This window comes from Pantoea sp. X-Soil-MYKO-1289, assembly GCF_059730625.1.
On record NZ_AP036004.1, the window covers coordinates 2308203 to 2331015 of the forward strand.

Consider the following 22813-nt stretch of genomic DNA (forward strand, 5'->3'; position numbering starts at 1 on the left):
CTTATACTGCGCCTTTTACGGTAAGTCTGAGTTTCTGATGCAAAAGAAAAATATCTATGTCGCCTATACCGGCGGCACCATTGGCATGCAGCGTTCCGCGCAGGGCTACATTCCGGTTTCAGGTCACCTGCAGCAACAGCTGGCGAATATGCCGGAGTTCCACCGCCCTGAGATGCCGGATTTCACTATCCATGAATACGATCCGCTGATCGACTCTTCCGATATGACACCCGAAGACTGGCAGTCTATCGCGGAAGATATTCGACAAAATTATGATCGCTACGATGGATTTGTTATCCTGCATGGAACCGATACCATGGCCTTCACCGCTTCAGCGCTCTCGTTTATGCTGGAGAACCTGGCGAAGCCCGTTATCGTGACCGGATCGCAGATCCCGCTGGCGGAGCTGCGCTCCGACGGCCAGCAAAACTTATTGAACGCGCTCTATGTGGCGGCGAACTATCCCGTGAATGAAGTCTCGCTGTTTTTCAACAACCAGCTCTATCGCGGCAACCGCACCACGAAAGCGCATGCGGATGGCTTTAACGCGTTTGCCTCGCCGAACCTTTCTGCTCTGCTGGAGGCCGGCATCCATATTCGTCGGCTGAATACGCCGCCCGCGCCGCAGGGCCAGGGCCCGCTGAAGGTGCATACCATTACGCCGCAGCCTATCGGCGTTGTCACCATCTATCCGGGCATCTCGGCGGATGTGGTGCGCAACTTTTTACGCCAGCCGGTAAAAGCGTTGATCCTGCGCTCCTACGGCGTCGGCAACGCGCCGCAGAACGCCGAGTTTCTCGCCGAGCTGCAGCAGGCCAGCGAGCGCGGCATTGTGGTGGTTAACCTGACCCAGTGTATTTCCGGCAAGGTGAACATGGGCGGCTACGCCACCGGCAACGCCCTTGAGCATGCGGGCGTCATAAGCGGATTTGATTTAACGGTGGAAGCCGCACTGACCAAGCTCCACTTTTTACTGAGTCAGTCGCTCTCCTGCGATGAGATCCGCGCCAGGATGCAGCAAAATTTGCGCGGTGAACTGACCGAAGACTAATTACGGAGCCACCTGTTATGAAGCAGGCCCTCATCATCATAGATATTCAAAACGATTTTTGTCCCGGCGGCCCCATGGCCGTGCATGAAGGCGATATGACCGTGCCGGTCGCCAACCGCTATGCGCGCGAATTCCGCGCGCGCGGCGAGTGCGTGCTGGCGCTGCAGGACTGGCATCCGGCTAACCACGGCAGCTTCGCCTCGGTATCCGGCGAACCGGTCTACACGCTGGGCGAACTCAACGGGCTGGCGCAAATCTGGTGGCCGGATCACGGCATTCAGGGTTCCGTTGGCGCCGAGCTTCATCCCGGCCTCGATCGCAACCTGATCGACGCGGTATTCCATAAGGGACAGGATGTCGATGTCGACAGCTACAGCGCCTTTTTCGACAACGGCCATCGGCGCAAAACCGAGCTGGACAGCTGGCTGCAGGCGCGCGGCATTACCCATCTGATGATGCTGGGAATCGCCACGGACTACTGCGTGAAGTACAGCGTGCTGGATGCGCTGGAGCTGGGTTATCAGGTAACGGTGGTGAAGGAAGGCTGTCGCGGCGTGAATCTCAGCCCGGAAGACAGCGATATCGCGTTCGCCCAGATGAAGGCGCAGGGCGCGGTGCTGATCTAGCGGAAAAGAGTAAGGCCGACGCCATGTCGGCCTTTGCTTCAGTGCAGGTTGATGCGCGTTATTTCCGCATCGATGCCGAACTCTTCTTTCAGCTCTCGCTTCGATTTCGTCACCATTTCGCCGCCCTTACCGATGGTCATATGCTGCGGCGCCTCATTGTGGCGCGCCTGATAGAGCATCACCAGCTGCAGGCAGTTGTCGCGCTGCTCCTGTGACAGCGCCACGCCGTCGGGCCATTTACCGGTTTCCACCGCCGTCGCCAGCCGTTCGTAGACCTCAGGCGTCATGGCGTCGACCATCGCCTCAAGCTGTTGTTTCATTCATCACCCCTGCTGTTCGTCGCCCTGCTCGTCGGTAAAGCTCAGCGACGCCGAGTTAACGCAGTAGCGTTCGCCGGTCGGCTGCGGCCCGTCCGGGAAAACGTGTCCCAGATGCGCGTCGCAGTTATTGCAGCGAATTTCGATCCGATGCATGCCGTGAGAGTCATCCTCCAGATAGCGAATCGCGTCATCGCTGACTGGCTGATAGAAACTCGGCCAGCCGCAGCCGGAGTCATACTTGGTTTCCGAGAGAAACAGCGGCGCGTTGCAGACCAGGCAGTGATAGATGCCTTCCTGTTTATTGTGCAGAAGCGCGCCGCTAAAAGGCGGCTCGGTGCCGCGCTGCTGGGTCACATAGCGCTGCATTTCAGACAATTGCGCAATTTTTGCTTCAGGTGCGGTTTCTTTAGCCATTTGAGTGGTTCCGGAGAGTGTCATTCTGAAAAAATCGTCTACTATTCTAACAAACGAATAACATTACCGGGGCTTTTTTCGTGCTTAGCGGCCATACTTCCCTTTCGCAGCGTAGATTTGTGACCTCGATCACCTTTTGCTAACGCTATCCCTTTATATTCAGCAATCGGGTTTCGGCATCATCTTAACACGCTTGTTGCGCAAGCGGTTGCGCATCAAATTATTCCTGTCGAACGGATTGACCTGTCGCAACTATTGACACGATTCCGCTTGACGCCTGGTAAGGTTTTTGTAATTTTACAGCCAACCTTTTATTCACTAACAAATAGCTGGTGGAATATATGACTATCAAAGTAGGTATCAACGGTTTTGGTCGTATCGGCCGTATCGTTTTCCGTGCTGCTCAGCAGCGTTCTGACATCGAAATCGTTGCGATCAACGACCTGTTAGACGCGGACTACATGGCTTACATGCTGAAGTACGATTCAACGCACGGCCGCTTCGACGGTACCGTTGAAGTTCAGGACGGCGCGCTGATCGTTAACGGCAAAAAAATCCGCGTTACCTCTGAGAGAGACCCGGCTAACCTGAAGTGGGACGAAGCAGGCGTTGACGTTGTTGCTGAAGCGACCGGCATCTTCCTGACTGACGAAACCGCACGTAAACACATCACTGCCGGCGCGAAAAAAGTCGTGCTGACCGGTCCGTCTAAAGACGACACCCCGATGTTCGTTCGCGGCGCTAACTTCGACAAATATGCTGGCCAGGACATCGTTTCTAACGCTTCCTGCACCACCAACTGCCTGGCACCGCTGGCGAAAGTCATCAACGACAAATTCGGCATCGTCGAAGGTCTGATGACCACCGTTCACGCGACTACCGCCACGCAGAAAACCGTTGACGGCCCGTCTCACAAAGACTGGCGCGGCGGCCGCGGCGCATCTCAGAACATCATCCCGTCTTCTACTGGCGCAGCGAAAGCCGTGGGCAAAGTCCTGCCGGAGCTGAACGGTAAACTGACCGGTATGGCGTTCCGCGTACCGACTCCGAACGTTTCTGTTGTTGACCTGACCGTACGTCTGGAAAAAGCGGCTTCTTACAAAGAAATTTGTGCAGCGATCAAAGCCGCTGCAGAAGGCGAAATGAAAGACGTGCTGGGCTATGTTGAAGACGACGTGGTTTCTACCGACTTCAACGGCGAAGTGCTGACTTCTGTGTTCGACGCCAAAGCCGGCATCGCGCTGAACGACAACTTTGTGAAACTGGTTTCCTGGTACGACAACGAAACCGGCTACTCAAACAAAGTTCTCGACCTGATCGCGCTGGTTGCTAAATAAGCAGACCGGTTACGACAGACAACAAGGGCGACTTCGGTCGCCCTTTTTTTTCGTAGCAACAGGAAGGATTCGGTTATGCAAGATAAAATTTTCTCCCTGCCCGTGGTAAAGCAGATCTCCCCTTACCTCTCGCAGCGTCAGCTGGGCGATCTGCCGGTGATTGTGGTGAGCCATCCTCAGGTGCGCGCTGCGATCACGCTTCAGGGCGCGCATCTTATCGCCTGGCAGCCGAGCGGAGAAAAGCCGGTTATCTGGCTGAGCGAAAAGTCGCTTTTTGCTGCCGGCAAAGCCATTCGCGGCGGCGTGCCGATCTGCTGGCCGTGGTTTGGGCCGGAAGGCGAACCGGCGCACGGTTTCGCCCGCAATCAGCCCTGGACGCTGTCGGCGCACGATGAGAACGAAGAGAACGTGATGCTGACCTTCGTGCTGGAGAGTACAGCGCAGACGAAAAAATTATGGCCGCATGACTTTACCCTGTTCGCCCGTTTTCGCCTCGGCAAGCATTGCGAAATCGAGCTGGAAGCGCACGGCGACTTTACCGCGACAGGCGCGCTGCACAGCTATTTCCAGGTGGCCGATATCGCCGGCGTCGAGGTAAGCGGGCTGGGTTCGCACTTTATCGACAAGGTCGACAACAACAGCGAGCAAACCTCCAGCGGCAAACAGAGCTATCCGGGCCGTATTGACCGCGTCTTCACCCTGCCGGAGGATTGCGCGCTGATTCAGGATAAACAGGGGCAGCGCGTGATTGAGGTCTATCACCATCATCACAGCGACGTAGTGACCTGGAACCCAGGCGTCGAGCTGTCATGCAGCATGGCGGATATGGCCAACGACGGCTATAAAACCATGGTGTGCGTGGAGACGGCGCGCATCTCTAAACCAATGCGCAGCGCGGGCGAAAAACCGGCGCGGCTGGCGACTACCTTCCGTCTGCGACAGAAAGGGTAAAAGCGGTCAGGCAACAGTCTGATTTCAGGAGAGGGTGACACGGAACGCAGAGCAAAACGTCCCGCTTCAGAAGGGCGAGCGACAGGCAAACGCTCCGTGTCACTTGCGCCAGCAGAATCCTGGCATGGCTTTACCTTTAGACGACATCCAGCGCCATCTTGTGCTGCGGCGGCGGAAACGCTTTGTTGATGCGCGCCAGCTCATCGTCGCTCAGCCGGATATGCAACGCCGCGGCGTTCTCTTTCACGTGCGCCTGCGAACTCGCCTTCGGGATTGCCATCACGCCCTCTTTGCGGATAACCCATGCCAGCAGCAGCTGCGCGACGCTAATGCCCTTCTGTTGTGCAATCTCCAGCAGCGTCGCGTCGGAAAAGAGCGCCTGTCGCAGCCTGCCGGCCTGCGCCAGCGGACAATAGGCCATGACCGGCATCTGATGCTGCTGGCAGGCGGGCAGCAGATCGAACTCGATGCCGCGCGACGCGAGATGATACAGCACCTGATTGGTGGCGCAGCGTGCGCCGCCGGGCTCTTCCAGCAGCTCCTGCAGATCGTCGACGTCAAAATTAGAGACGCCCCAGCGCAGGATTTTTCCCTGCTGCTGCAGGGTTTCCATTGCGCGAATGGTCTCTTCAAGCGGCACGTTGCCGCGCCAGTGCAGCAGATAAAGATCAAGCCGGTCGGTACCGAGCCGCCGCAGACTGCGCTCGCAGGCGTCGACGATGTCCGCTTCGCCCGCGTTCCAGGGATAGACCTTCGAGACGAGAAACGCCTCGTCGCGTCGTCCGCGCAGCGCTTCGCCGACCACCTCTTCCGCGCCGCCGTCCGCATACATCTCGGCGGTGTCAATCAGCGTCAGGCCCGCATCGAGACCCGCCTGCAGGGCGGCAACCTCTTCACGGCGGCGCGCGGCCTCTTCGCCCATATACCAGGTGCCCTGACCTATCGCGGGTAGTCGCGTGTGGTCATCAAAAGCGATCGCTTTGTCCATCCATTTGCTCCTGCATCAAATCAGGGCACCCTTTTGGTGCCTGGTTAACAATTTGCGCCATGATGGCGCCGATTAGAAGCTGTAGCTGATGCCGGTCCAAAGCGTAGTCTGTCCGCTCTTATCGATCATCGGGCTGTCTTTAATCTCGCTGTCGAAGCGGGTATAGCGTCCGACCAGGCTGGCGTTCCACTGCGGCGTGATCTGATAGCTGGCGCTCAGCTCGACGTAGGGAGACCAGCTGTCGTCAGGCTGATAGCGGTCGATACCGGTACGCGCCGACTCATGGCTGGAGACGCCATAGTAGTAGCGGTTCTGATTGGCGCTGGTCCAGATCGCGCCGACGCCTGGCGTCAGGCTGAAATCGCCGAAGTTGAAGCGGTAGAGGTAGGTCATATCCCAGATGATGCCGTTGCTGTTGTTCAGCACATCGCCCAGCAGCGCGGTGCGCAGGATGCCCCACTCCGCCCTGTGGTTATAGGTGGCGCCGCCCATCAGCGTCATACGGCGCTTATCAAGGCCCTTCATGTCGCCAAGATCGTTGTCGCCCGGATCGTACTGCTGCGGCGAACCGAGCAGCGTCAGAGAGAGCTGATTTTGCGCATCTTTCCACAGGTAATAGCCGCCCTGCAGAGAGCGGAACCAGAAATTATCGCCCTCGTAATTGATGACGGGAACCGGCAAATAGCGATCCTGTCCGCCACGATAGGGTGACTGCGCGTAAATCACTGATGCGCCAAGCGACAGGGATTCAGCAGCAGCGGTATTAGCGAAAAAAAGAGCACAAATAATCGCGCCAGGCGCTTTAAGTTTGAATTGGTTCACAATTTATTTCTTCCATAAATATAAAAATCACTACAAAGTTTAACGATTTTTGCTCGCCGGTTTAACCATTATCTGAGGTGCTCTTTAACAGGGCGGCTGAAAGCGGCACATCTGCCGGATTCTTCTCTCTTTTCCCTTGGGTTCACGCAAAGCTGGCTTTGCAACAATCTGACTTTGTTATTGATATATCGCCAAATAGTAAAATTATGCGGAGGAAATTTCCTAAATGCCTTCTACAGTTAAAAGTAAGCCGTAAGTCTTAGTACGAGCAGAGTGACCATAAGAAGTGTGTACCCCGATAACAATACATCAGGTTGGCATAAGGGTTGCTGTACTCAAATGAGAATATCTTCCGGGAGCTGCATGAGCCTTTAATTACGCTCCTTTACCTGTGCTAAAAACGAAAGGACGGGCATCGCTATGAATATATTCGATCACTATCGTCAGCGTTATGAAGCTGCCAAGGACGAAGAGTTCACACTGCAGGAATTTCTTGCAATCTGTAAGCAGGATCGCAGTGCATACGCCAACGCCGCAGAGCGACTGTTAATGGCTATAGGTGAGCCAGTAATGGTCGATACTGCCCAGGAGCCACGCCTTTCCAGAATATTCTCCAACCGTGTGATTGGCCGCTATCCGGCCTTCGAAGAGTTCTATGGCATGGAAGAAGCCATAGAGCAGATCGTTTCCTATCTGAAACATGCCGCGCAGGGTCTGGAGGAGAGAAAACAGATCCTGTACCTGCTGGGGCCGGTCGGCGGCGGTAAATCCTCGCTGGCTGAGCGTTTGAAAGCGCTAATGCAGCGCGTGCCTGTCTATGTGTTGAGCGCCGACGGCGAACGCAGCCCGGTCAACGATCATCCGCTCTGCCTGTTCAATCCGCAGGAAGACGCCAACATTCTTGAAAAAGAGTACAACGTGCCGCGTCGCTACCTCGGCACCATTATGTCGCCCTGGGCGGCGAAACGCCTGCATGAATTCGGCGGCGATATCACTCGCTTTAAAGTGGTGAAGGTCTGGCCGTCGATTCTCGAGCAGCTGGCGATCGCCAAAACCGAGCCTGGCGACGAGAACAACCAGGATATCTCCGCGCTGGTGGGTAAAGTGGATATCCGCAAGCTGGAGAACCACGCGCAGAACGATCCCGACGCCTACGGTTATTCTGGCGCGCTGTGCCGCGCTAACCAGGGGATTATGGAATTCGTCGAGATGTTTAAAGCGCCGATTAAGGTGCTGCACCCCCTGCTGACCGCGACGCAGGAAGGGAACTACAACGGTACAGAGGGGATCTCCGCGCTGCCGTTTAACGGTATTATCCTGGCGCACTCCAACGAATCGGAATGGGTGACCTTCCGCAACAACAAAAACAACGAGGCGTTTCTTGACCGCGTCTACATCGTCAAGGTGCCTTACTGCCTGCGCGTTTCCGAAGAGATCAAAATCTACGAGAAACTGCTTAACCACAGCGAACTGGCAACCGCGCCCTGCGCGCCCGGCACGCTGGAAACCCTGGCCCGGTTCTCTATCCTGTCGCGTCTGAAAGAGCCGGAAAACTCCAGCATCTATTCAAAAATGCGCGTTTATGACGGTGAAAGCCTGAAGGATACCGATCCAAAAGCGAAATCCTGGCAGGAGTATCACGACTACTCCGGCGTTGACGAGGGCATGAACGGCCTCTCTACCCGCTTCGCGTTTAAGATCCTGTCGCGCGTGTTTAACTTTGACCACAACGAAGTAGCAGCGAACCCGGTGCATCTTTTCTACGTGCTGGAGCAGCAGATAGAGCGCGAGCAGTTCCCGCAGGATCAGGCAGAGAAGTATCTGGAACACCTGAAAGGCTATCTGATCCCCAAATACGCCGAGTTTATCGGCAAGGAGATCCAGACCGCCTATCTGGAGTCCTACTCTGAATATGGCCAAAATATCTTTGACCGCTATGTGACCTACGCCGATTTCTGGATTCAGGATCAGGAGTACCGCGATCCCGATACCGGACAGCTGTTCGACCGCGAGTCGCTGAATGCGGAACTGGAAAAAATTGAGAAACCGGCCGGGATCAGCAACCCGAAAGATTTCCGCAACGAGATTGTGAACTTCGTGTTGCGCGCCCGCGCGCAGAACAACGGCCGCAATCCCAACTGGACCAGTTACGAGAAGCTGCGCACCGTGATCGAGAAAAAAATGTTCTCGAACACCGAGGAGCTGCTGCCGGTTATCTCGTTCAATACCAAAACCTCCACGGATGAACAGAAGAAACATGACGATTTCGTCGAGCGCATGATGGAGAAAGGCTATACCCGCAAGCAGGTGCGTCTGCTGTGCGAATGGTATTTGCGCGTGCGTAAATCGTCCTAATCACAACGCGTAAGCACGTTGATGCGCTGGCATTAATACCCATAAGGTCGGGCCGCTGCCCGACCTGCTTACAACGTTTGGGGGAGTTTTATGGCCTACTTCATCGATCGGCGACTCAACGGCAAGAATAAAAGCGCAGTCAACAGACAGCGCTTTTTGCGCCGTTATAAGTCGCAAATCAAACAGTCTATCTCGGAGGCCATCAATAAGCGTTCGGTAACCGACGTTGAAAGTGGCGAGTCCGTTTCCATTCCAGTCGACGATATTAACGAACCGATTTTCCATCAGGGCCGCGGCGGCAGCCGCCATCGCGTCCATCCCGGCAACGACCACTTCGTGCAGAACGACCGTATCGAGCGGCCTCAGGGCGGCGGCGGCGGCGGAGGCAGCGGTCAGGGCAACGCTAGTCAGGATGGCGAAGGTCAGGATGAGTTCGTTTTCCAGATCTCCAAAGATGAGTATCTCGACCTGCTGTTCGAAGATCTGGCGCTGCCGAATCTGCGTAAAAACCAGCATCGCCAGCTGAATGAATATAAAACCCATCGCGCCGGCTTTACCTCTAACGGCGTGCCCGCCAATATCAGCGTGGTGCGGTCGCTGCAAAATTCGCTGGCGAGACGCACCGCGATGACCGCGGGCAAGCGCCGCATGATGCATGAGCTGGAAGAGGCGCTGACGGCGATTGAGAAAGCGGAGCCGGCGCAGCTGCTGGAAGAGGAGCGCCTGCGCAAAGAGATCGCCGAACTGCGCGCGCGCATCGAGCGCGTGCCCTTTATCGACACTTTTGACCTGCGCTATAAGAACTTCGAAAAACGCCCTGAGCCTTCCAGCCAGGCGGTGATGTTCTGCCTGATGGATGTCTCCGGCTCAATGGACCAGGCGACGAAGGATATGGCGAAGCGTTTCTATATTCTGCTCTATCTGTTCCTGAGCCGAACCTATAAAAACGTCGACGTGGTCTATATCCGCCACCATACGCAGGCGAAAGAGGTCGATGAGCAGGAGTTCTTCTACTCGCAGGAAACCGGCGGCACCATCGTCTCCAGCGCCCTGAAGCTGATGGATGAGGTGGTCAGGGAGCGCTACGATCCGTCGCAGTGGAACATCTATGCGGCCCAGGCGTCGGACGGCGATAACTGGGCGGACGATTCGCCGCTCTGCCACGAGATTCTGGCGAAGAACATTCTGCCGGTGGTGCGCTACTACAGCTATATCGAGATTACCCGACGCGCGCACCAGACGCTGTGGCGCGAATATGAACACCTGCAGGCGATGTTTGATAATTTCGCCATCCAGCATATCCGCGAGCCGGAAGATATCTATCCGGTGTTTCGCGAGCTGTTTCACAAACAGGCAGCGGAAGCCTGATGCTCTGAGCCGGTCGCTGACCGGCTTTTTTATTTAATCCCGCGAATACCTGCTAAAATACCCGCCATTAATCCTCTTGACGAACAAGGCCTTTTTTTTGCACATTAAGCCTGAGCTCAAACCGAAAAATCAATTCGTATAATTAGAGATTACGCGCTGACAACTCACTGATTACGCATCTTCTTTTTCAGATGCACGGCCCTTCCCCGCGCCAGCCTTATTATCATTGTCGTAACCGCAGGAGAGCACATTGAACCACAACATTGTCTACAGCCTTTTTATCATCGGTTCTGTGCTGGTTGCGTCAAGCATCTTACTCAGTTCTTTCTCTTCGCGGCTCGGTATCCCTATCCTGGTGATCTTTCTGGCTTTAGGCATGCTGACCGGCGTCGACGGCATCGGCGGCATCGCCTTTGACAACTACCCCGCCGCCTATCTGATCTCCAACCTGGCGCTGGCGGTGATCCTGCTCGACGGCGGCATGCGCACCAAAGCCAGCTCTTTTAAGGTGGCGCTGGGACCGGCGCTTTCGCTGGCGACGGTCGGGGTGATGATTACCGCCGGGCTGACCGGTCTGGCGGCCGCCTGGCTCTTTCGGCTCGATCTGATGCAGGGCTTTCTTATCGGCGCCATCATCGGCTCCACCGATGCTGCGGCGGTCTTCTCGCTGCTGGGTGACAAAGGCCTGAACGAGCGCGTCAGTTCGACGCTGGAGATTGAGTCGGGCAGCAACGATCCTATGGCGGTGTTTTTAACCATTACCCTGATTGAGATGATCCAGAAAGGCGAAACCGGGCTCGACTGGATGTTCCTGGTGCATCTGGTGCAGCAGTTCGGTCTGGGCATCGTGCTGGGGCTGGGCGGCGGCTGGGCGCTGCAGCAGCTGATCAACCGCATCAGCCTGGCCCCCGGCCTCTACCCGCTGCTGGCGCTGAGCGGCGGCATTCTGGTGTTCGCGCTTACCACCATGCTGGAGGGCAGCGGCATACTCGCGGTCTATCTTTGCGGCTTTCTGCTCGGCAACAGGCCGATCCGCAACCGTCACGGCATTCTGCAGACCTTTGACGGCATGGCCTGGCTCAGCCAGATCGGCATGTTTATCGTGCTTGGCCTGCTGGTGACGCCGTCCGATCTGTGGCATATCGCGGTGCCGGCGATGATCCTGTCGCTGTGGCTGATTCTGGTGGCGCGTCCGCTGTCGATTCTGGTGGGGCTGCTGCCGTTCCGCGGCTTTACCGGCCGCGAGCGCATCTTTATCAGCTGGGTCGGCCTGCGCGGCGCGGTGCCGATTATCCTGGCGGTCTTTCCGATGATGGCGGGACTGGAGAACGCGTCGCTCTACTTTAATATCGCCTTCTTCGTGGTGCTGGTGTCGCTGATGCTGCAGGGCACGTCGCTCGGCTTTGCGGCTAAGAAAGCGCGCGTTGTGGTGCCGCCAACGGCGTCGCCTATCAGCCGCGTCGGGCTGGATATCCATCCGGAAAATCCCTGGGAGCAGTTCGTTTATCAGCTCAGCGCCGATAAATGGTGCGTGGGAGCGGCGCTGCGCGATCTGCAGATGCCGCGCGAAACCCGTATCGCCGCGCTGTTCCGCGATAACGCGCTAATGCATCCCAACGGCAACACCCGCCTGAAAGAGGGCGACGTTATCTGCGTTATCGGTCGCGAGCGCGATCTGCCTGCGCTGGGCAAAATGTTCAGCCAGTCGCCGCCCGTCTCGCTGGATCAGCGCTTCTTCGGTGACTTTATCCTCGACGCCGACGCGCGCCTGCGCGACGTGGCGCAGATTTACGGGCTGGAGCTGGGCGAAGAGATCAACGATCAGCAGTCCCTTGGCCAGCTGGTGATGAGCATGCTTGGCGGTACGCCGGTGGTCGGCGATCACGTTGAGTGGAATCACATAAGCTGGACGGTGGCGGAAAAAGAAGATAACCGCATCGTTAAAATTGGGGTGCGCGTCGCTGAAGAGCGAGAATAATCCGAGGCGTCGCAACTCGATATTCCAGCGAAAACGGCTATGCTCTTTATTTGGTTCAGCAAACGGGAGAGAGTTATGGGACACGTCGTTAAAATTGGTCGTTATGAGATTATTGATGCCGAACTCGACAGCGATAATTTGCAGACCGTCACTATTCCCTGTCAAACCAATCCCGACCTGAGTTATCAACTCGACGGCTGGGATCATGATACCAGCGTGCCGGCCTGGATCGATGGCGAACCGGTAGATTTGCAAATTGGGCATTACGATAAACAGCAAGACCAATGGGTATTAAAAAAACCTGCCTGACCCCGCTTTTCACCGCCAGCGATCGCTCCTGGCGGTAATTCCGAAAAAGTTGTCTGAAAGAGTTGATTATTTCCTGCTCACACGCCTTTTTACCCTCTATTTTCAATGAGTTAATAATAGAAAACTTTAGGCAAAAAAAGCTTTTTAGGATTTGTTCCGTATTAACTCTGTCAAATATCTCCTGCATACTCTTAATCGCTGCTGCAGATTTTCGTGACTAAAATCACGCAATTGTTTTATCTCTTCACTGCAGCCGGTATGGCTCTAACGACTGTAATGAACTGAAAAGCACTGTTCTGGTTTTTCGGTTGTCCACTCCTGAGCGCGTACTTGATTCTGGTCAGGCCATCTTTTACTTAAGAAAAAAGAGAGCAGGTGTTATGGCAAGTACACTGGTAATGAATGATGCGAGCCGCTCATGGAGCGGAACGCGAAAAAATATCATCGCAAAGCTTGCGTTAAGCTTTTCCGATCTGGTTGCCCTTAATCTGGCGCTGTTTTTATCCGCCGCCACTATTCAGGGGATCTGGGGCGACCTGGATGGCTTTATTCCGCCTCATCAAATTGAATACCGTTTTATTGCGCAATTTGCGCTTTCCGTGTTGTGCACCGCTTATTTCTGGATGCGCATGCGTCACTACACCTACCGCAAACCCTTCTGGTTTGAACTTAAAGAAGTTGTAAAAACGCTGTTTGTGTTTTCGCTGCTGGATCTGGCGCTGATCGCCTTTTCCAAGTGGGACTTTTCGCGCATGGTCTGGCTGTTCAGCTGGAGCTACGCGCTGCTGCTGCTGCCGCTGATGCGCGCCGCGGTCAAGCGCGCGATTAACCGCGCCGGGCAGTGGCAAAAAGAGACCATTATTATCGGGTCGGGCAAAAACGCCATGGAAGCCTACGCGGCGCTGCAGAGCGAAGAGATCCTCGGCTATAACGTGCAGGCGTTTATCAGCACCGACGACGAAAATAATCCGCCCTCTGTTAACGGCGTGCCAGTTATTAAACAGCAGGACATTAACTGGCAGACCATTGACCGCGACAATGTGCAGTTTATCGTCGCCACCGAATTTGAACAGCAGGTGGTGCGCGACACCTGGCTGAAATTCCTGTCGAAAATGAACTGCCGCTCGATCTCCGTGATCCCGACGCTGCGCGGCGTGCCGCTCTACGGCACCGATATGTCATTTATCTTCAGCCATGAGGTGATGATCCTGCGCGTCAGCAACAGCCTCGCCAAGCGCTCGTCGCGCTTCCTGAAGCGCTGCTTCGATATCGTGGTCGCCTCGCTGCTGCTGCTGTTCCTCGCGCCGGTTTTCGGTCTGCTCTGCTATATGGTGAAGCGCGACGGCGGCAACGCCATCTACGGCCACGAGCGTATCGGTCAGAACGGCGAGAAGTTTAAATGCCTGAAGTTCCGCTCAATGGTCACCAACTCGAAAGAGGTGCTGGAGCAGCTGCTGGCCACCAGCGCAGAGGCGCGCGCTGAATGGGACAAAGACTTTAAGCTGAAAAAGGATCCGCGCATCACCAGCATTGGCGGCTTCCTGCGCAAAACCAGTCTTGATGAGCTGCCGCAGCTGTGGAACGTTATCCGCGGCGAGATGAGCCTGGTGGGTCCGCGTCCGGTTATCGAAGCGGAGCTGGAGCGCTATGCGGGCGACGTCGACTACTATCTGATGGCGAAACCGGGCATGACCGGCCTGTGGCAGGTCAGCGGCCGCAACGATATCGACTACGATACGCGCGTCTACTTCGACTCCTGGTATGTGAAGAACTGGGCGCTGTGGACCGATATCGCCATTCTGTTTAAAACCGCTGGCGTGGTGCTGCGCCGCGACGGCGCCTACTAGCCTCGTCAGGATGCCCGCTTTATGGCGGGCATCCTATTTTCCGCTTTTCTTTTCGCCCTCAACTCATTACCCTGCCCGCTTGTTTTAACAGGACGTTCACCTTCTGGTTTTTATGCAAAAATTTACCCTGATGCTGTTAAGCCTGGTGCTGCTGGCGCCGCTGGGCATCGATCTCTATCTGCCCACCCTGCCTGACATCGCCGTCGGCCTGAATACGCCGGTCAGCCTGATCCAGACCACCATTCCCGTCTTTTTGCTGGTGATGGGCTTAGGACAGCTGGTGACCGGCCCGCTGGTGGATAACTACGGCCGCAAGCCGATCGCGCTGCTGGGCCTGGCGCTTTACGTGGCGGGCAGCGCGGTGGCGGCGACCGCCACCAGCTGGCCGATGTTTCTGTCGGCGCGCCTGATTCAGGGCTGCGCGGTCTGCTGTAGCGCCGTCGTCGCCTTTAGCGGCGTGCGCGATCGCCTGAGCGGCGACGACGCGGCGCGCGCCTACGGCTTTCTCAACGGCGCGCTGAATATCGTGCCTGCGCTGGCGCCGTTACTGGGCGGCCTGCTCGCCAGCGCCTTCGGCTGGCGCGCGCCCTTCTGGTTCCTGTGCGCCTACGGCCTGTTTATCGCGGTTATTGTCCTCATTGGACTGCCTGAGACGCGCCCCGCCAATACGCTGCGGGTAAAGGGACTGCCGCTGGCGCAGTATGGCGCTATTCTGCGTCAGCCGCGCTTTCTCGCCTTCGCTTTCGCTAACGCGGGCGCGCTCGGCATGGTGCTGACCTATGTTTCGCTGGCGCCGCACGTGCTGATGACGGAAGGTGGCCTGACGCCGCTGCAGTTTTCATTCGCCTTTGGCGCCAACGGCTTCTGGATCATGCTGGTGAGCGCCTTCGTCAATAAAGCGATCCGCAAGGCGGGACGGCCGTTCTGTCTGGCGATGGGCTTCGCGACCATGCTGATGGGCGCGCTGCTGCTGTTCGCCGGCATGCATTTGCTGCCGCTGAGCGCGCAGAGCCACTGGGCGCTCTATATGCTGCCGGTCGCCGTTTCAGTCGCGGGCCTGGCCTTTACCGTCGGCCCCGCCACCAGCTATGCGCTGGAGCCTTATCAGCAGCAGGCTGGCGTAGCGGCCGCGCTGCAGGGATTTATTCAGATGGCGGGCGGCGCGGCGGGCAGCTTGCTGATTGTGATGCTGCCCGTGGCGGAAAAGAGCGCGCTGGCGCTGATGATGCTGGCGGGCGCAGCGCTGGCGCTCATCGCCTGGCGCTGCAGTAAGAAGATGCGCGGCTCGCTGACCGCGCTTAAATAACCTTGACCGGCACGCGCGGCGCCAGCGCGCACATCAGCTCATAGCCGACCGTGCCGGCCGCTTTCGCCACCTGATCGATTTTCACCTGCTCGCCCCACAGCTCGACCGTTGAACCGATGCCCGCCTGCGGACATGGCGTCAGGTCGACGGTGATCATATCCATCGAGACCGCGCCGACCACCTGGGTTATTACGCCGTCAACGCACACCGGCGTGCCGTTGGGCGCGTGGCGCGGATAGCCGTCGGCATAGCCGCAGGCCACCACGCCGATACGCTGCTCCTGCTGCGCATGGTAGCGGTAGCCGTAGCCAACGCCGTCGCCGCGGCTCAGCTGCTGGATGCCGATGATCTCGCTGTTGAGCGTCATCGCCGGCTTCAGGCCGGTGCTGGCGATATCCTGCCAGTCGCCGCTGGGCGATGCGCCATAAAGAATGATGCCGGGGCGCACCCAGTCGTAGTGCGCTTCAGGATGCCAGAGCGTGCAGGCGGAATTGGAGAGCGAACGGGGAATCGCAAGCCCTTCGGCGGCGCGTTCAATGCGCTGCAGCGGCGCGATCAGCCCTTCCGGGTTTTCCGCATCGGCAAAGTGCGCCATCAGCGTAATGTCGCCGACGTTTTCCAGCGCGCGCAGCTTTTGATACGCGCCGTGCGCCTGCTCGGGCCGGAAGCCGAGACGGTTCATGCCGCTGTTGACCTTCAGGTAGATATCCACCGGCGCGGAGAGCCGCGCTTCCGCCAGCGCTTTGATCTGCCAGTTGCTGTGCACGCTGGTGGTTAGCCGATAGCGATCGATCAGCTGCAGATCGTCGGCATGGAAAAAGCCCTCCAGCAGCAGGATCGGTTTACGCCAGCCGCTGTCGCGCAGCAGGATCGCCTCTTCCATATTCAGCAGGGCGAAGCCGTCGGTCTGCGCCAGACTCTCCCAGACGCGGGCCAGGCCGTGGCCGTAAGCATTGGCTTTAACCACCGACCAGACGCGCGCATCAGGCGCCGCCTGGCGCGCTATCGCCAGGTTATGCCGCAGCGCCTGCTGATCGATAGTGGCGAAAACTGGACGTGACATACCTCTCTCCCTGACTGTTAACGCGTGGCGTTCGCGTTGCGTAATGGTGACGATGACGGGGTAAAACCCGGCAAGTAGCGGAACACCGACAGATCGTCGGCGGCGATCGCCGGGGTTTTGCCGCTGATAAGGTCGGCCAGCAGCTGACCGGAGCCGCAGGCCATCGTCCAGCCGAGCGTGCCGTGTCCGGTATTCAGATAGAGATTGCTGAGCGGCGTCGGTCCGACAATCGGCGTTCCGTCTGGCGTCATAGGGCGCAAACCGCTCCAGAAGCTGGCCTGTTCGATATGACCGCCTTCAGGATAAAGATCCCGCACCACCATCTCCAGCGTTTCCCGCCGCGCAGGCAAGAGTTTGTTGTTAAAACCAACGATTTCTGCCATGCCGCCGACGCGGATACGGTTGTCGAAGCGGGTAACCGCCACCTTGTAGGTTTCGTCGAGGATCGTAGAGACCGGCGCGGCCTCTGGATTTTTCACCGGGATGGTCAGAGAGTAGCCTTTTAGCGGATAGACCGGAATATCGAGGATATGCTTCAGCAGCGCGGTTGAGTAGGAGCCGAAAGCCACCACGTAGCTGTCGCCTTTGATCACTTCGTCGCCGCACTTCACGCCGTAAATGCGGTTGCCTTCGCGCAGCAGCTGATCGACCGGCGTATTAAAGCGAAACACCACGCCCGCCTCCTGCGCCATTTTCGCCAGCTTTTGCGTAAAGAGCTGGCAGTCGCCGGTTTCATCGTTGGGCAGGCGCAGTCCGCCGGTGAGCTTGTGCTGCGTGGTCGCCAGCGCCGGCTCGACGCGCGCCAGCTCATGCGCGTGCAGCAGTTCGTAAGGCACGCCCGCCTCGCGCAGCACGTCGATATCCTTACTGGCGCTGTCAAACTGCTGCTGAGTGCGGAACAGCTGCAGCGTGCCGCCCTGCCGACCCTCATAGGCGATGCCGGTCTCTTCGCGCAGCGCCTTCAGGCAGTCGCGGCTGTATTCGGCGATGCGCACCATGCGGCTTTTATTCTGCTGATAGTGCTGCATGTCGCAGTTGCGCAGCATGTTCCACATCCATTCCAGCTGAAAGCTGCTGCCGTCCAGGCGGATAGCCAGCGGCGCATGACGCTGGAACATCCACTTAACCGCCTTGAGCGGCACGCCCGGCGCGGCCCAGGGCGCCGCGTAACCGGGCGAGATCTGCCCCGCGTTGCCTGCGCTGGTCTCCAGCGCAGCATCGGGCTGGCGATCCAGCACCGTCACCTGATGGCCCGCGCGCGCCAGATACCAGGCGCTCGCCACGCCAACCACACCACTACCGAGAATCACTACGTGCATATCGCCCCCACCGGCAAATTCAAAAGCATAATTCACTAGACTACAGGGCAATACCAGCGCATTCACACCTGCCAGCAACAGCCCTTGCCTCATTAACTTATTTCACATGTTTTTCACTTTTTCGAATACTAAAATCGTTGGTCAGAGATAAAATCAGTAACTTATGCGCCTTTTTACCGCTTCTTAGCAGTTAATAATAGCGTATGCGGCAATATCCACTTATTTCAGGAGAATAAGCCAATGCCATACAATCCACTTATAAACAGCATTTTATCCCGACTTTTCGCCATTTAGACCAGCAAGCGTTCATCAAATGCTTTTGCGCTCTTTTTAGGATGATTTTGTGCCGAATAATTCAGTTGAGTTCCGCAATCAGATAGGTGACAGTGGGCTATCATTGAAGTGTTCGCCTGTTTTTGGGGTTCTCTTTCTTAGGGATGAGCCTTGAAATTACCGAAACCGGCTGCTCGCAACGGGCAGGCCTGTTTGCAAAACAGAGGTGCGCTATGACGACAATCTTTGACGATCCGATTAAGGACAGCAAACGACTCAGCGATGGACCGGACTGGACATTTGATTTGCTCGATGTCTACCTTGCGGAAATTGACCGCGTAGCCAAACTCTACCGACTCGACACCTATCCCCATCAGATTGAAGTGATCACCTCCGAGCAGATGATGGACGCCTACTCCAGCGTCGGTATGCCGATCAACTATGCTCACTGGTCGTTCGGCAAAAAGTTTATCGAAACCGAGCAGCGCTATAAGCACGGGCAGCAAGGGCTGGCGTATGAGATCGTGATCAACTCCAATCCCTGTATCGCCTATCTGATGGAGGAGAACACGATGACCATGCAGGCGCTGGTGATGGCGCACGCCTGCTACGGCCATAACTCCTTTTTCAAGAATAACTACCTGTTCCGCAGCTGGACCGACGCCAGCTCAATCGTCGACTATCTGTTGTTTGCGAAGAAATATATCTCCGACTGCGAAGAGCGCTACGGCGTCGAAGAGGTCGAGCGGCTGCTCGACTCCTGCCATGCGCTGATGAACTACGGCGTCGATCGCTATAAGCGTCCGCAGAAGATCTCTTTACAGGAAGAGAAAGCGCGGCAGAAAAGCCGCGAAGAGTATCTGCAAAGCCAGGTGAATACGCTGTGGCGCACCCTGCCGCGCCGCGAGAAAGAGGCGGTGCAGATCGAAGCGGCACGCTACCCCTCTGAGCCGCAGGAGAACCTGCTCTACTTTATGGAGAAGAATGCGCCGCTGCTGGAGCCGTGGCAGCGCGAGATCCTGCGCATCGTGCGCAAGGTGAGCCAGTATTTCTATCCGCAGAAGCAGACGCAGGTGATGAATGAAGGCTGGGCGACCTTCTGGCACTACACCATCCTCAATCATCTCTATGATGAGGGCAAAGTCTCGGAACGCTTTATGATCGAGTTCCTGCACAGCCATACCAACGTGGTGTTTCAGCCGCCCTATAACAGCCCCTGGTATAACGGTATCAACCCGTATGCGCTCGGTTTCGCGATGTTCCAGGATATTAAGCGCATCTGCCAGTCGCCAACGGAAGAAGATCGCTACTGGTTCCCGGATATCGCCGGCTCTGACTGGCTGGAGACTCTGCACTTCGCCATGCGTGAATTTAAGGACGAGAGCTTTATCAGCCAGTTCCTGTCGCCCAAGGTGATGCGTGATTTCCGTCTGTTTACCGTGCTGGACGACGACCGCAACAACTATCTCGAGATCGCCGCCATCCATGATGAAGCGGGCTACCGCGCCATTCGCCAGCAGCTCTCCGCGCAGTACAATCTGAGCAATCTGGAACCGAATATTCAGGTCTATAACGTTGACCTGCGCGGCGACCGTTCGCTGACGCTGCGCTACGTACCGCAAAGCCGCACGCCGCTCGACAAGAGCCGCCGCGAGGTGATGAAGCACGTTCATCGCCTGTGGGGGTTTGATGTGATCCTCGAACAGCAGAATGAAGACGGCAGCGTCGAGCTGCTGGACCGCTGTCCGACGCGCGGCAGCGCGCTCTGAGAGATAAGTGAAAAGAAAAAACCGGACGCTGTCCGGTTTTTTTTCAGGCCGCACTTCTGTTCAGCAAGCGGGTAGCATGAACAGAAGAGCAAAGCGTCCCGCGGCAGGGAAGCCGCGGGCCGAGCGCGCAAGGATGCCTTGAGCGACTTTGCGATCTGTTCATGCTACCCGCGACCGCGCCTGGCTTACAGGCATAAAAAAACCGGACGTCGTCCGGTTTTCCGCTGTTAGCGCTTGCTGCCTAAATCTTCCGGCATGCTTTTCTGCATGCTGTGCCAGATCTCGCCGCTGCGACGGCCATACTCGCGCACCGCATCGACAATCTGATCCTGCGACGGCTCTTTAACGCACAGCGCTTCGAGTCGCGAATAGAAATTGCGCGCCAGCTCGCGTGCCTCTGGATTAGAAAAATAGTAGCGGCCCACGCGGGTATAAAGCCCTTTCAGACCGTTGAGAATCAAACCGTAAATAGGATTGCCGGAAGCGAACGCCAGACCGCGGAACACGCGGTAGTCGAGTTCGGTATAGGCATCAGCCTGATCCTCAATGCCGGCGACGCTCTCCAGCACCGCGCGCGCCTTGTCGGGATGGTGACGCAGCGCGCGGCTGATAAAGATCGAGGCGATATTGGTGCGCACCGACAGCAGATTATCGATCAGCACCGGCACGCTATCGTGATCCAGACGCGCCAGCGTCTCCAGAATATTCAGACCGGAGGTTTCCCAGAAGTCGTTTACGCGTGTCGGTTTGCCGTGCTGAATTGTCAGCCATCCGTCGCGCGCCAGACGCTGCAACACTTCACGCAGCGTGGTGCGGGTTACGCCGATTAGTTCAGAAAGCTCACGTTCAGCGGGAAGGATTGACCCAGGAGGAAAGCGGCTGTTCCAGATGCTTTCAATAATATACTCTTCAGCAAATCCCGCAGGGCTCTGCGCCTTAATGACCATAGCGATATGTTCTCGTTGCTTTCTTTTCGAAATGGCACTCATCATACCAGACGTCCAGGGCCTGTATAGACTGAGCAGGGATTAAAAGCGCGGGCTGGCGCAAAAATCGGCAGCCGCGCGCAATCCGGCAAGGGAAGATTGCGCCTCGCGGTTTCGCTGATTACCCTTTGCCCATCTTCTTTCTTACAGGACTTTACGCCATGGAAATCACCTGGGGCCAGGCGCTGCATCGCAACTTTCTCGGTCAGTCGCCTGACTGGTATAAAAAGCTGCTGCTGGCGTTTCTGGTCGTCAATCCGCTGCTGTTCTTTTTCGTCAGCCCGTTTCTTGCCGGCTGGCTGCTGATTGCCGAATTTATCTTTACGCTCGGCATGGCGTTGAAATGCCACCCGCTGCTGCCCGGCGGCCTGCTGACGCTGGAAGCGATCGCCATCGGCATGGCCAGCGCCGAACAGGTTAAGCAGCAGCTGGCGGATAACCTTGAAGTGCTGCTGCTACTGATCTTTATGGTCGCCGGCATCTTCTTTATGAAACAACTGCTGCTGTTCGTCTTTACGCGGCTGCTGCTGTCGCTGCGGTCGAAGGTGCTGCTTAGCCTCACCTTCTGCCTGGCCGCCGCGTTTCTCTCCGCCTTTCTTGATGCGCTGACCGTGGTCGCCGTCGTCATCAGCGTCGCCGTCGGCTTCTATCAGATCTACCATCGCGTCTCTTCCGACCCCGACTACGCCGCAGCGGATCCCGATCAGCGCGCCACGCTGGAGCAGTTTCGCGCCTTTCTGCGCAGCCTGATGATGCAGGCGGGCGTCGGAACCGCGCTGGGCGGCGTGATGACCATGGTAGGCGAGCCGCAGAACCTGATTATCGCTCATGCGGCCGGCTGGGATTTCGCCAGCTTCTTCCTGCGTATGGCGCCGGTTACGGTGCCAGTGCTGCTGTGCGGCATTGTTACCAGCCTGCTGGTCGAGCGCTTTCGTCTCTTCGGCTACGGCGCCACGCTGCCGGACGCGGTTCGCGTCATTCTGCTGCAGAGCGATCGCGAGGAGAAGGCGCAGCGCACGCGCCAGGATCGGCTGAAATTGTGGATTCAGGCGGCAATTGGCCTTTGGCTTATCGTAGCGCTGGCGCTGCATCTGGCGGAGGTCGGCCTGATTGGCCTGTCGGTGATCGTGCTCGCCACCGCGCTGTGCGGCGTCACGGACGAGCACACCATCGGCCAGGCCTTCACCGAAGCGCTGCCCTTCACCGCGCTGCTGACGGTGTTTTTCGCCGTGGTGGCGGTGATTGTCGAACAGCAGCTGTTCAGCCCGCTGATCGCCTTCGTGCTGCAGGCTGAGCCGCACGCCCAGCTCAGCTGGTATTACATCTTTAACGGCCTGCTCTCATCAATATCTGACAACGTTTTTGTTGGTTCGGTGTTTATCAACGAGGCGAAACAGGCGTTTGCCCACGGCGCGATCGATCTGCGGCAATATGAACTGCTGGCGGTGGCGACCAATACCGGCACCAATCTGCCGTCGGTGGCGACGCCTAATGGCCAGGCGGCGTTTCTGTTCCTGCTAACCTCCGCGCTGGCGCCGCTGATCCGTCTGTCGTATGGACGCATGGTGTGGATGGCGCTGCCCTTCACTATCGTGATGTCGCTGGTCGGCTTTGTCTCTCTTCACTGGCTGCTGGAGCCGATCACGGACCTTTTGCAGCTGTGGGGCTGGATAACGACGCCGTCGATGTAAATGCCTGAACAGGATCAGGTAAAGCCCAAATTAACAAGGA

19 protein-coding genes are annotated in these 22813 nt (G+C 57.1%); 12 read left to right on the plus strand and 7 right to left on the minus strand.

Annotation, left to right across the window (positions count from 1 at the left end; translation table 11 throughout):
- Window positions 1–37 precede the first annotated feature (37 nt).
- On the plus strand, window positions 38–1051 hold the full coding sequence (gene ansA, locus AC6I7Z_RS11145; protein ID WP_497814256.1) for an asparaginase: 1014 nt from the start codon (window positions 38–40) through the stop codon (window positions 1049–1051).
- 17 nt (window positions 1052–1068) lie between these two features.
- Window positions 1069–1677: a bifunctional nicotinamidase/pyrazinamidase gene (gene pncA, locus AC6I7Z_RS11150; RefSeq protein ID WP_497814257.1), complete on the plus strand. Its 609-nt coding sequence runs from the start codon at window positions 1069–1071 to the stop codon at window positions 1675–1677.
- A gap of 38 nt (window positions 1678–1715) precedes the next feature.
- Here pncA and AC6I7Z_RS11155 read toward each other — a convergent pair whose 3' ends face one another.
- A complete protein-coding gene (locus AC6I7Z_RS11155; protein ID WP_033746684.1) occupies window positions 1716–1997 on the minus strand; it encodes a YeaC family protein in 282 nt (93 codons plus the stop codon).
- Between the two features lie 3 nt (window positions 1998–2000).
- Window positions 2001–2411: a peptide-methionine (R)-S-oxide reductase MsrB gene (msrB, locus tag AC6I7Z_RS11160; RefSeq protein ID WP_048784524.1), complete on the minus strand. Its 411-nt coding sequence runs from the start codon at window positions 2409–2411 to the stop codon at window positions 2001–2003.
- 341 nt (window positions 2412–2752) lie between these two features.
- Between msrB and gapA the strand changes: the two genes are divergently transcribed.
- Together gapA and AC6I7Z_RS11170 are read left to right on the plus strand one after the other, a co-directional pair.
- The gene (gene gapA / locus AC6I7Z_RS11165) at window positions 2753–3748 is read left to right on the plus strand and encodes a glyceraldehyde-3-phosphate dehydrogenase (RefSeq protein ID WP_033746678.1); all 996 of its coding nucleotides are present in this window, start codon (window positions 2753–2755) and stop codon (window positions 3746–3748) included.
- A gap of 75 nt (window positions 3749–3823) precedes the next feature.
- Window positions 3824–4699, plus strand: a complete 876-nt coding sequence (locus AC6I7Z_RS11170) for a D-hexose-6-phosphate mutarotase (protein ID WP_497814258.1) — start codon at window positions 3824–3826, stop codon at window positions 4697–4699.
- 136 nt (window positions 4700–4835) lie between these two features.
- Here AC6I7Z_RS11170 and AC6I7Z_RS11175 read toward each other — a convergent pair whose 3' ends face one another.
- Together AC6I7Z_RS11175 and AC6I7Z_RS11180 are read right to left on the minus strand one after the other, a co-directional pair.
- A complete protein-coding gene (locus tag AC6I7Z_RS11175) occupies window positions 4836–5687 on the minus strand; it encodes an aldo/keto reductase (protein WP_497814259.1) in 852 nt (283 codons plus the stop codon).
- Between the two features lie 72 nt (window positions 5688–5759).
- Entirely contained in the window at window positions 5760–6509 is a 750-nt protein-coding gene (locus AC6I7Z_RS11180; RefSeq protein WP_497814260.1) for a MipA/OmpV family protein, read from the minus strand.
- A gap of 420 nt (window positions 6510–6929) precedes the next feature.
- Here AC6I7Z_RS11180 and yeaG point away from each other — a divergent pair, with 420 nt between their 5' ends.
- From yeaG to AC6I7Z_RS11210, 6 genes are all read left to right on the plus strand, one after another.
- On the plus strand, window positions 6930–8864 hold the full coding sequence (gene yeaG / locus AC6I7Z_RS11185) for a protein kinase YeaG (RefSeq protein ID WP_497814261.1): 1935 nt from the start codon (window positions 6930–6932) through the stop codon (window positions 8862–8864).
- Window positions 8865–8954: 90 nt separating this feature from the next.
- Window positions 8955–10232 carry a YeaH/YhbH family protein gene (locus tag AC6I7Z_RS11190; RefSeq protein WP_497814262.1) on the plus strand — a complete coding sequence of 426 codons (1278 nt, stop codon included), beginning with the start codon at window positions 8955–8957 and terminating at the stop codon, window positions 10230–10232.
- Between the two features lie 250 nt (window positions 10233–10482).
- Window positions 10483–12210 carry a potassium/proton antiporter gene (locus AC6I7Z_RS11195; protein ID WP_497814263.1) on the plus strand — a complete coding sequence of 576 codons (1728 nt, stop codon included), beginning with the start codon at window positions 10483–10485 and terminating at the stop codon, window positions 12208–12210.
- Window positions 12211–12285: 75 nt separating this feature from the next.
- Window positions 12286–12519 carry a DUF1480 family protein gene (locus AC6I7Z_RS11200; protein WP_033746662.1) on the plus strand — a complete coding sequence of 78 codons (234 nt, stop codon included), beginning with the start codon at window positions 12286–12288 and terminating at the stop codon, window positions 12517–12519.
- A gap of 380 nt (window positions 12520–12899) precedes the next feature.
- Window positions 12900–14366 (plus strand): undecaprenyl-phosphate galactose phosphotransferase WbaP, encoded by a 1467-nt coding sequence (gene wbaP / locus AC6I7Z_RS11205; protein ID WP_048784519.1) that lies wholly within the window; start codon window positions 12900–12902, stop codon window positions 14364–14366.
- 112 nt (window positions 14367–14478) lie between these two features.
- Window positions 14479–15672 (plus strand): multidrug effflux MFS transporter, encoded by a 1194-nt coding sequence (locus AC6I7Z_RS11210; protein ID WP_497814264.1) that lies wholly within the window; start codon window positions 14479–14481, stop codon window positions 15670–15672.
- Here AC6I7Z_RS11210 and dadX read toward each other — a convergent pair.
- Window positions 15665–16735 (minus strand): catabolic alanine racemase DadX, encoded by a 1071-nt coding sequence (gene dadX / locus AC6I7Z_RS11215; protein WP_497814265.1) that lies wholly within the window; start codon window positions 16733–16735, stop codon window positions 15665–15667. The two genes, AC6I7Z_RS11210 and dadX, sit on opposite strands and share 8 nt — an antisense overlap.
- 17 nt (window positions 16736–16752) lie before the next feature.
- Window positions 16753–18054, minus strand: a complete 1302-nt coding sequence (locus AC6I7Z_RS11220; RefSeq protein WP_313590333.1) for a D-amino acid dehydrogenase — start codon at window positions 18052–18054, stop codon at window positions 16753–16755.
- A 506-nt stretch (window positions 18055–18560) separates the two neighbouring features.
- Here AC6I7Z_RS11220 and AC6I7Z_RS11225 point away from each other — a divergent pair.
- A complete protein-coding gene (locus AC6I7Z_RS11225) occupies window positions 18561–20096 on the plus strand; it encodes a SpoVR family protein (protein ID WP_497814266.1) in 1536 nt (511 codons plus the stop codon).
- A 227-nt stretch (window positions 20097–20323) separates the two neighbouring features.
- Here AC6I7Z_RS11225 and fadR read toward each other — a convergent pair whose 3' ends face one another.
- Window positions 20324–21043 (minus strand): fatty acid metabolism transcriptional regulator FadR, encoded by a 720-nt coding sequence (gene fadR / locus AC6I7Z_RS11230; protein WP_033746644.1) that lies wholly within the window; start codon window positions 21041–21043, stop codon window positions 20324–20326.
- Window positions 21044–21243: 200 nt separating this feature from the next.
- Between fadR and nhaB the strand changes: the two genes are divergently transcribed.
- Complete coding sequence (gene nhaB / locus AC6I7Z_RS11235) at window positions 21244–22773, plus strand: sodium/proton antiporter NhaB (protein ID WP_497814267.1); 1530 nt, start codon at window positions 21244–21246, stop codon at window positions 22771–22773.
- The last annotated feature ends 40 nt before the right edge of the window (window positions 22774–22813 follow it).

Coding starts and splice junctions, on each gene's coding strand:
- ansA (WP_497814256.1), top strand. CDS start 38: ATGCAAAAGAAAAATATCTATGTCGCCTATACCGGCGGCACCATTGGC.
- pncA (WP_497814257.1), top strand. CDS start 1,069: ATGAAGCAGGCCCTCATCATCATAGATATTCAAAACGATTTTTGTCCC.
- AC6I7Z_RS11155 (WP_033746684.1), bottom strand. CDS start 1,997: ATGAAACAACAGCTTGAGGCGATGGTCGACGCCATGACGCCTGAGGTC.
- msrB (WP_048784524.1), bottom strand. CDS start 2,411: ATGGCTAAAGAAACCGCACCTGAAGCAAAAATTGCGCAATTGTCTGAA.
- gapA (WP_033746678.1), top strand. CDS start 2,753: ATGACTATCAAAGTAGGTATCAACGGTTTTGGTCGTATCGGCCGTATC.
- AC6I7Z_RS11170 (WP_497814258.1), top strand. CDS start 3,824: ATGCAAGATAAAATTTTCTCCCTGCCCGTGGTAAAGCAGATCTCCCCT.
- AC6I7Z_RS11175 (WP_497814259.1), bottom strand. CDS start 5,687: ATGGACAAAGCGATCGCTTTTGATGACCACACGCGACTACCCGCGATA.
- yeaG (WP_497814261.1), top strand. CDS start 6,930: ATGAATATATTCGATCACTATCGTCAGCGTTATGAAGCTGCCAAGGAC.
- AC6I7Z_RS11190 (WP_497814262.1), top strand. CDS start 8,955: ATGGCCTACTTCATCGATCGGCGACTCAACGGCAAGAATAAAAGCGCA.
- AC6I7Z_RS11200 (WP_033746662.1), top strand. CDS start 12,286: ATGGGACACGTCGTTAAAATTGGTCGTTATGAGATTATTGATGCCGAA.
- wbaP (WP_048784519.1), top strand. CDS start 12,900: ATGGCAAGTACACTGGTAATGAATGATGCGAGCCGCTCATGGAGCGGA.
- AC6I7Z_RS11210 (WP_497814264.1), top strand. CDS start 14,479: ATGCAAAAATTTACCCTGATGCTGTTAAGCCTGGTGCTGCTGGCGCCG.
- dadX (WP_497814265.1), bottom strand. CDS start 16,735: ATGTCACGTCCAGTTTTCGCCACTATCGATCAGCAGGCGCTGCGGCAT.
- AC6I7Z_RS11220 (WP_313590333.1), bottom strand. CDS start 18,054: ATGCACGTAGTGATTCTCGGTAGTGGTGTGGTTGGCGTGGCGAGCGCC.
- AC6I7Z_RS11225 (WP_497814266.1), top strand. CDS start 18,561: ATGACGACAATCTTTGACGATCCGATTAAGGACAGCAAACGACTCAGC.
- fadR (WP_033746644.1), bottom strand. CDS start 21,043: ATGGTCATTAAGGCGCAGAGCCCTGCGGGATTTGCTGAAGAGTATATT.
- nhaB (WP_497814267.1), top strand. CDS start 21,244: ATGGAAATCACCTGGGGCCAGGCGCTGCATCGCAACTTTCTCGGTCAG.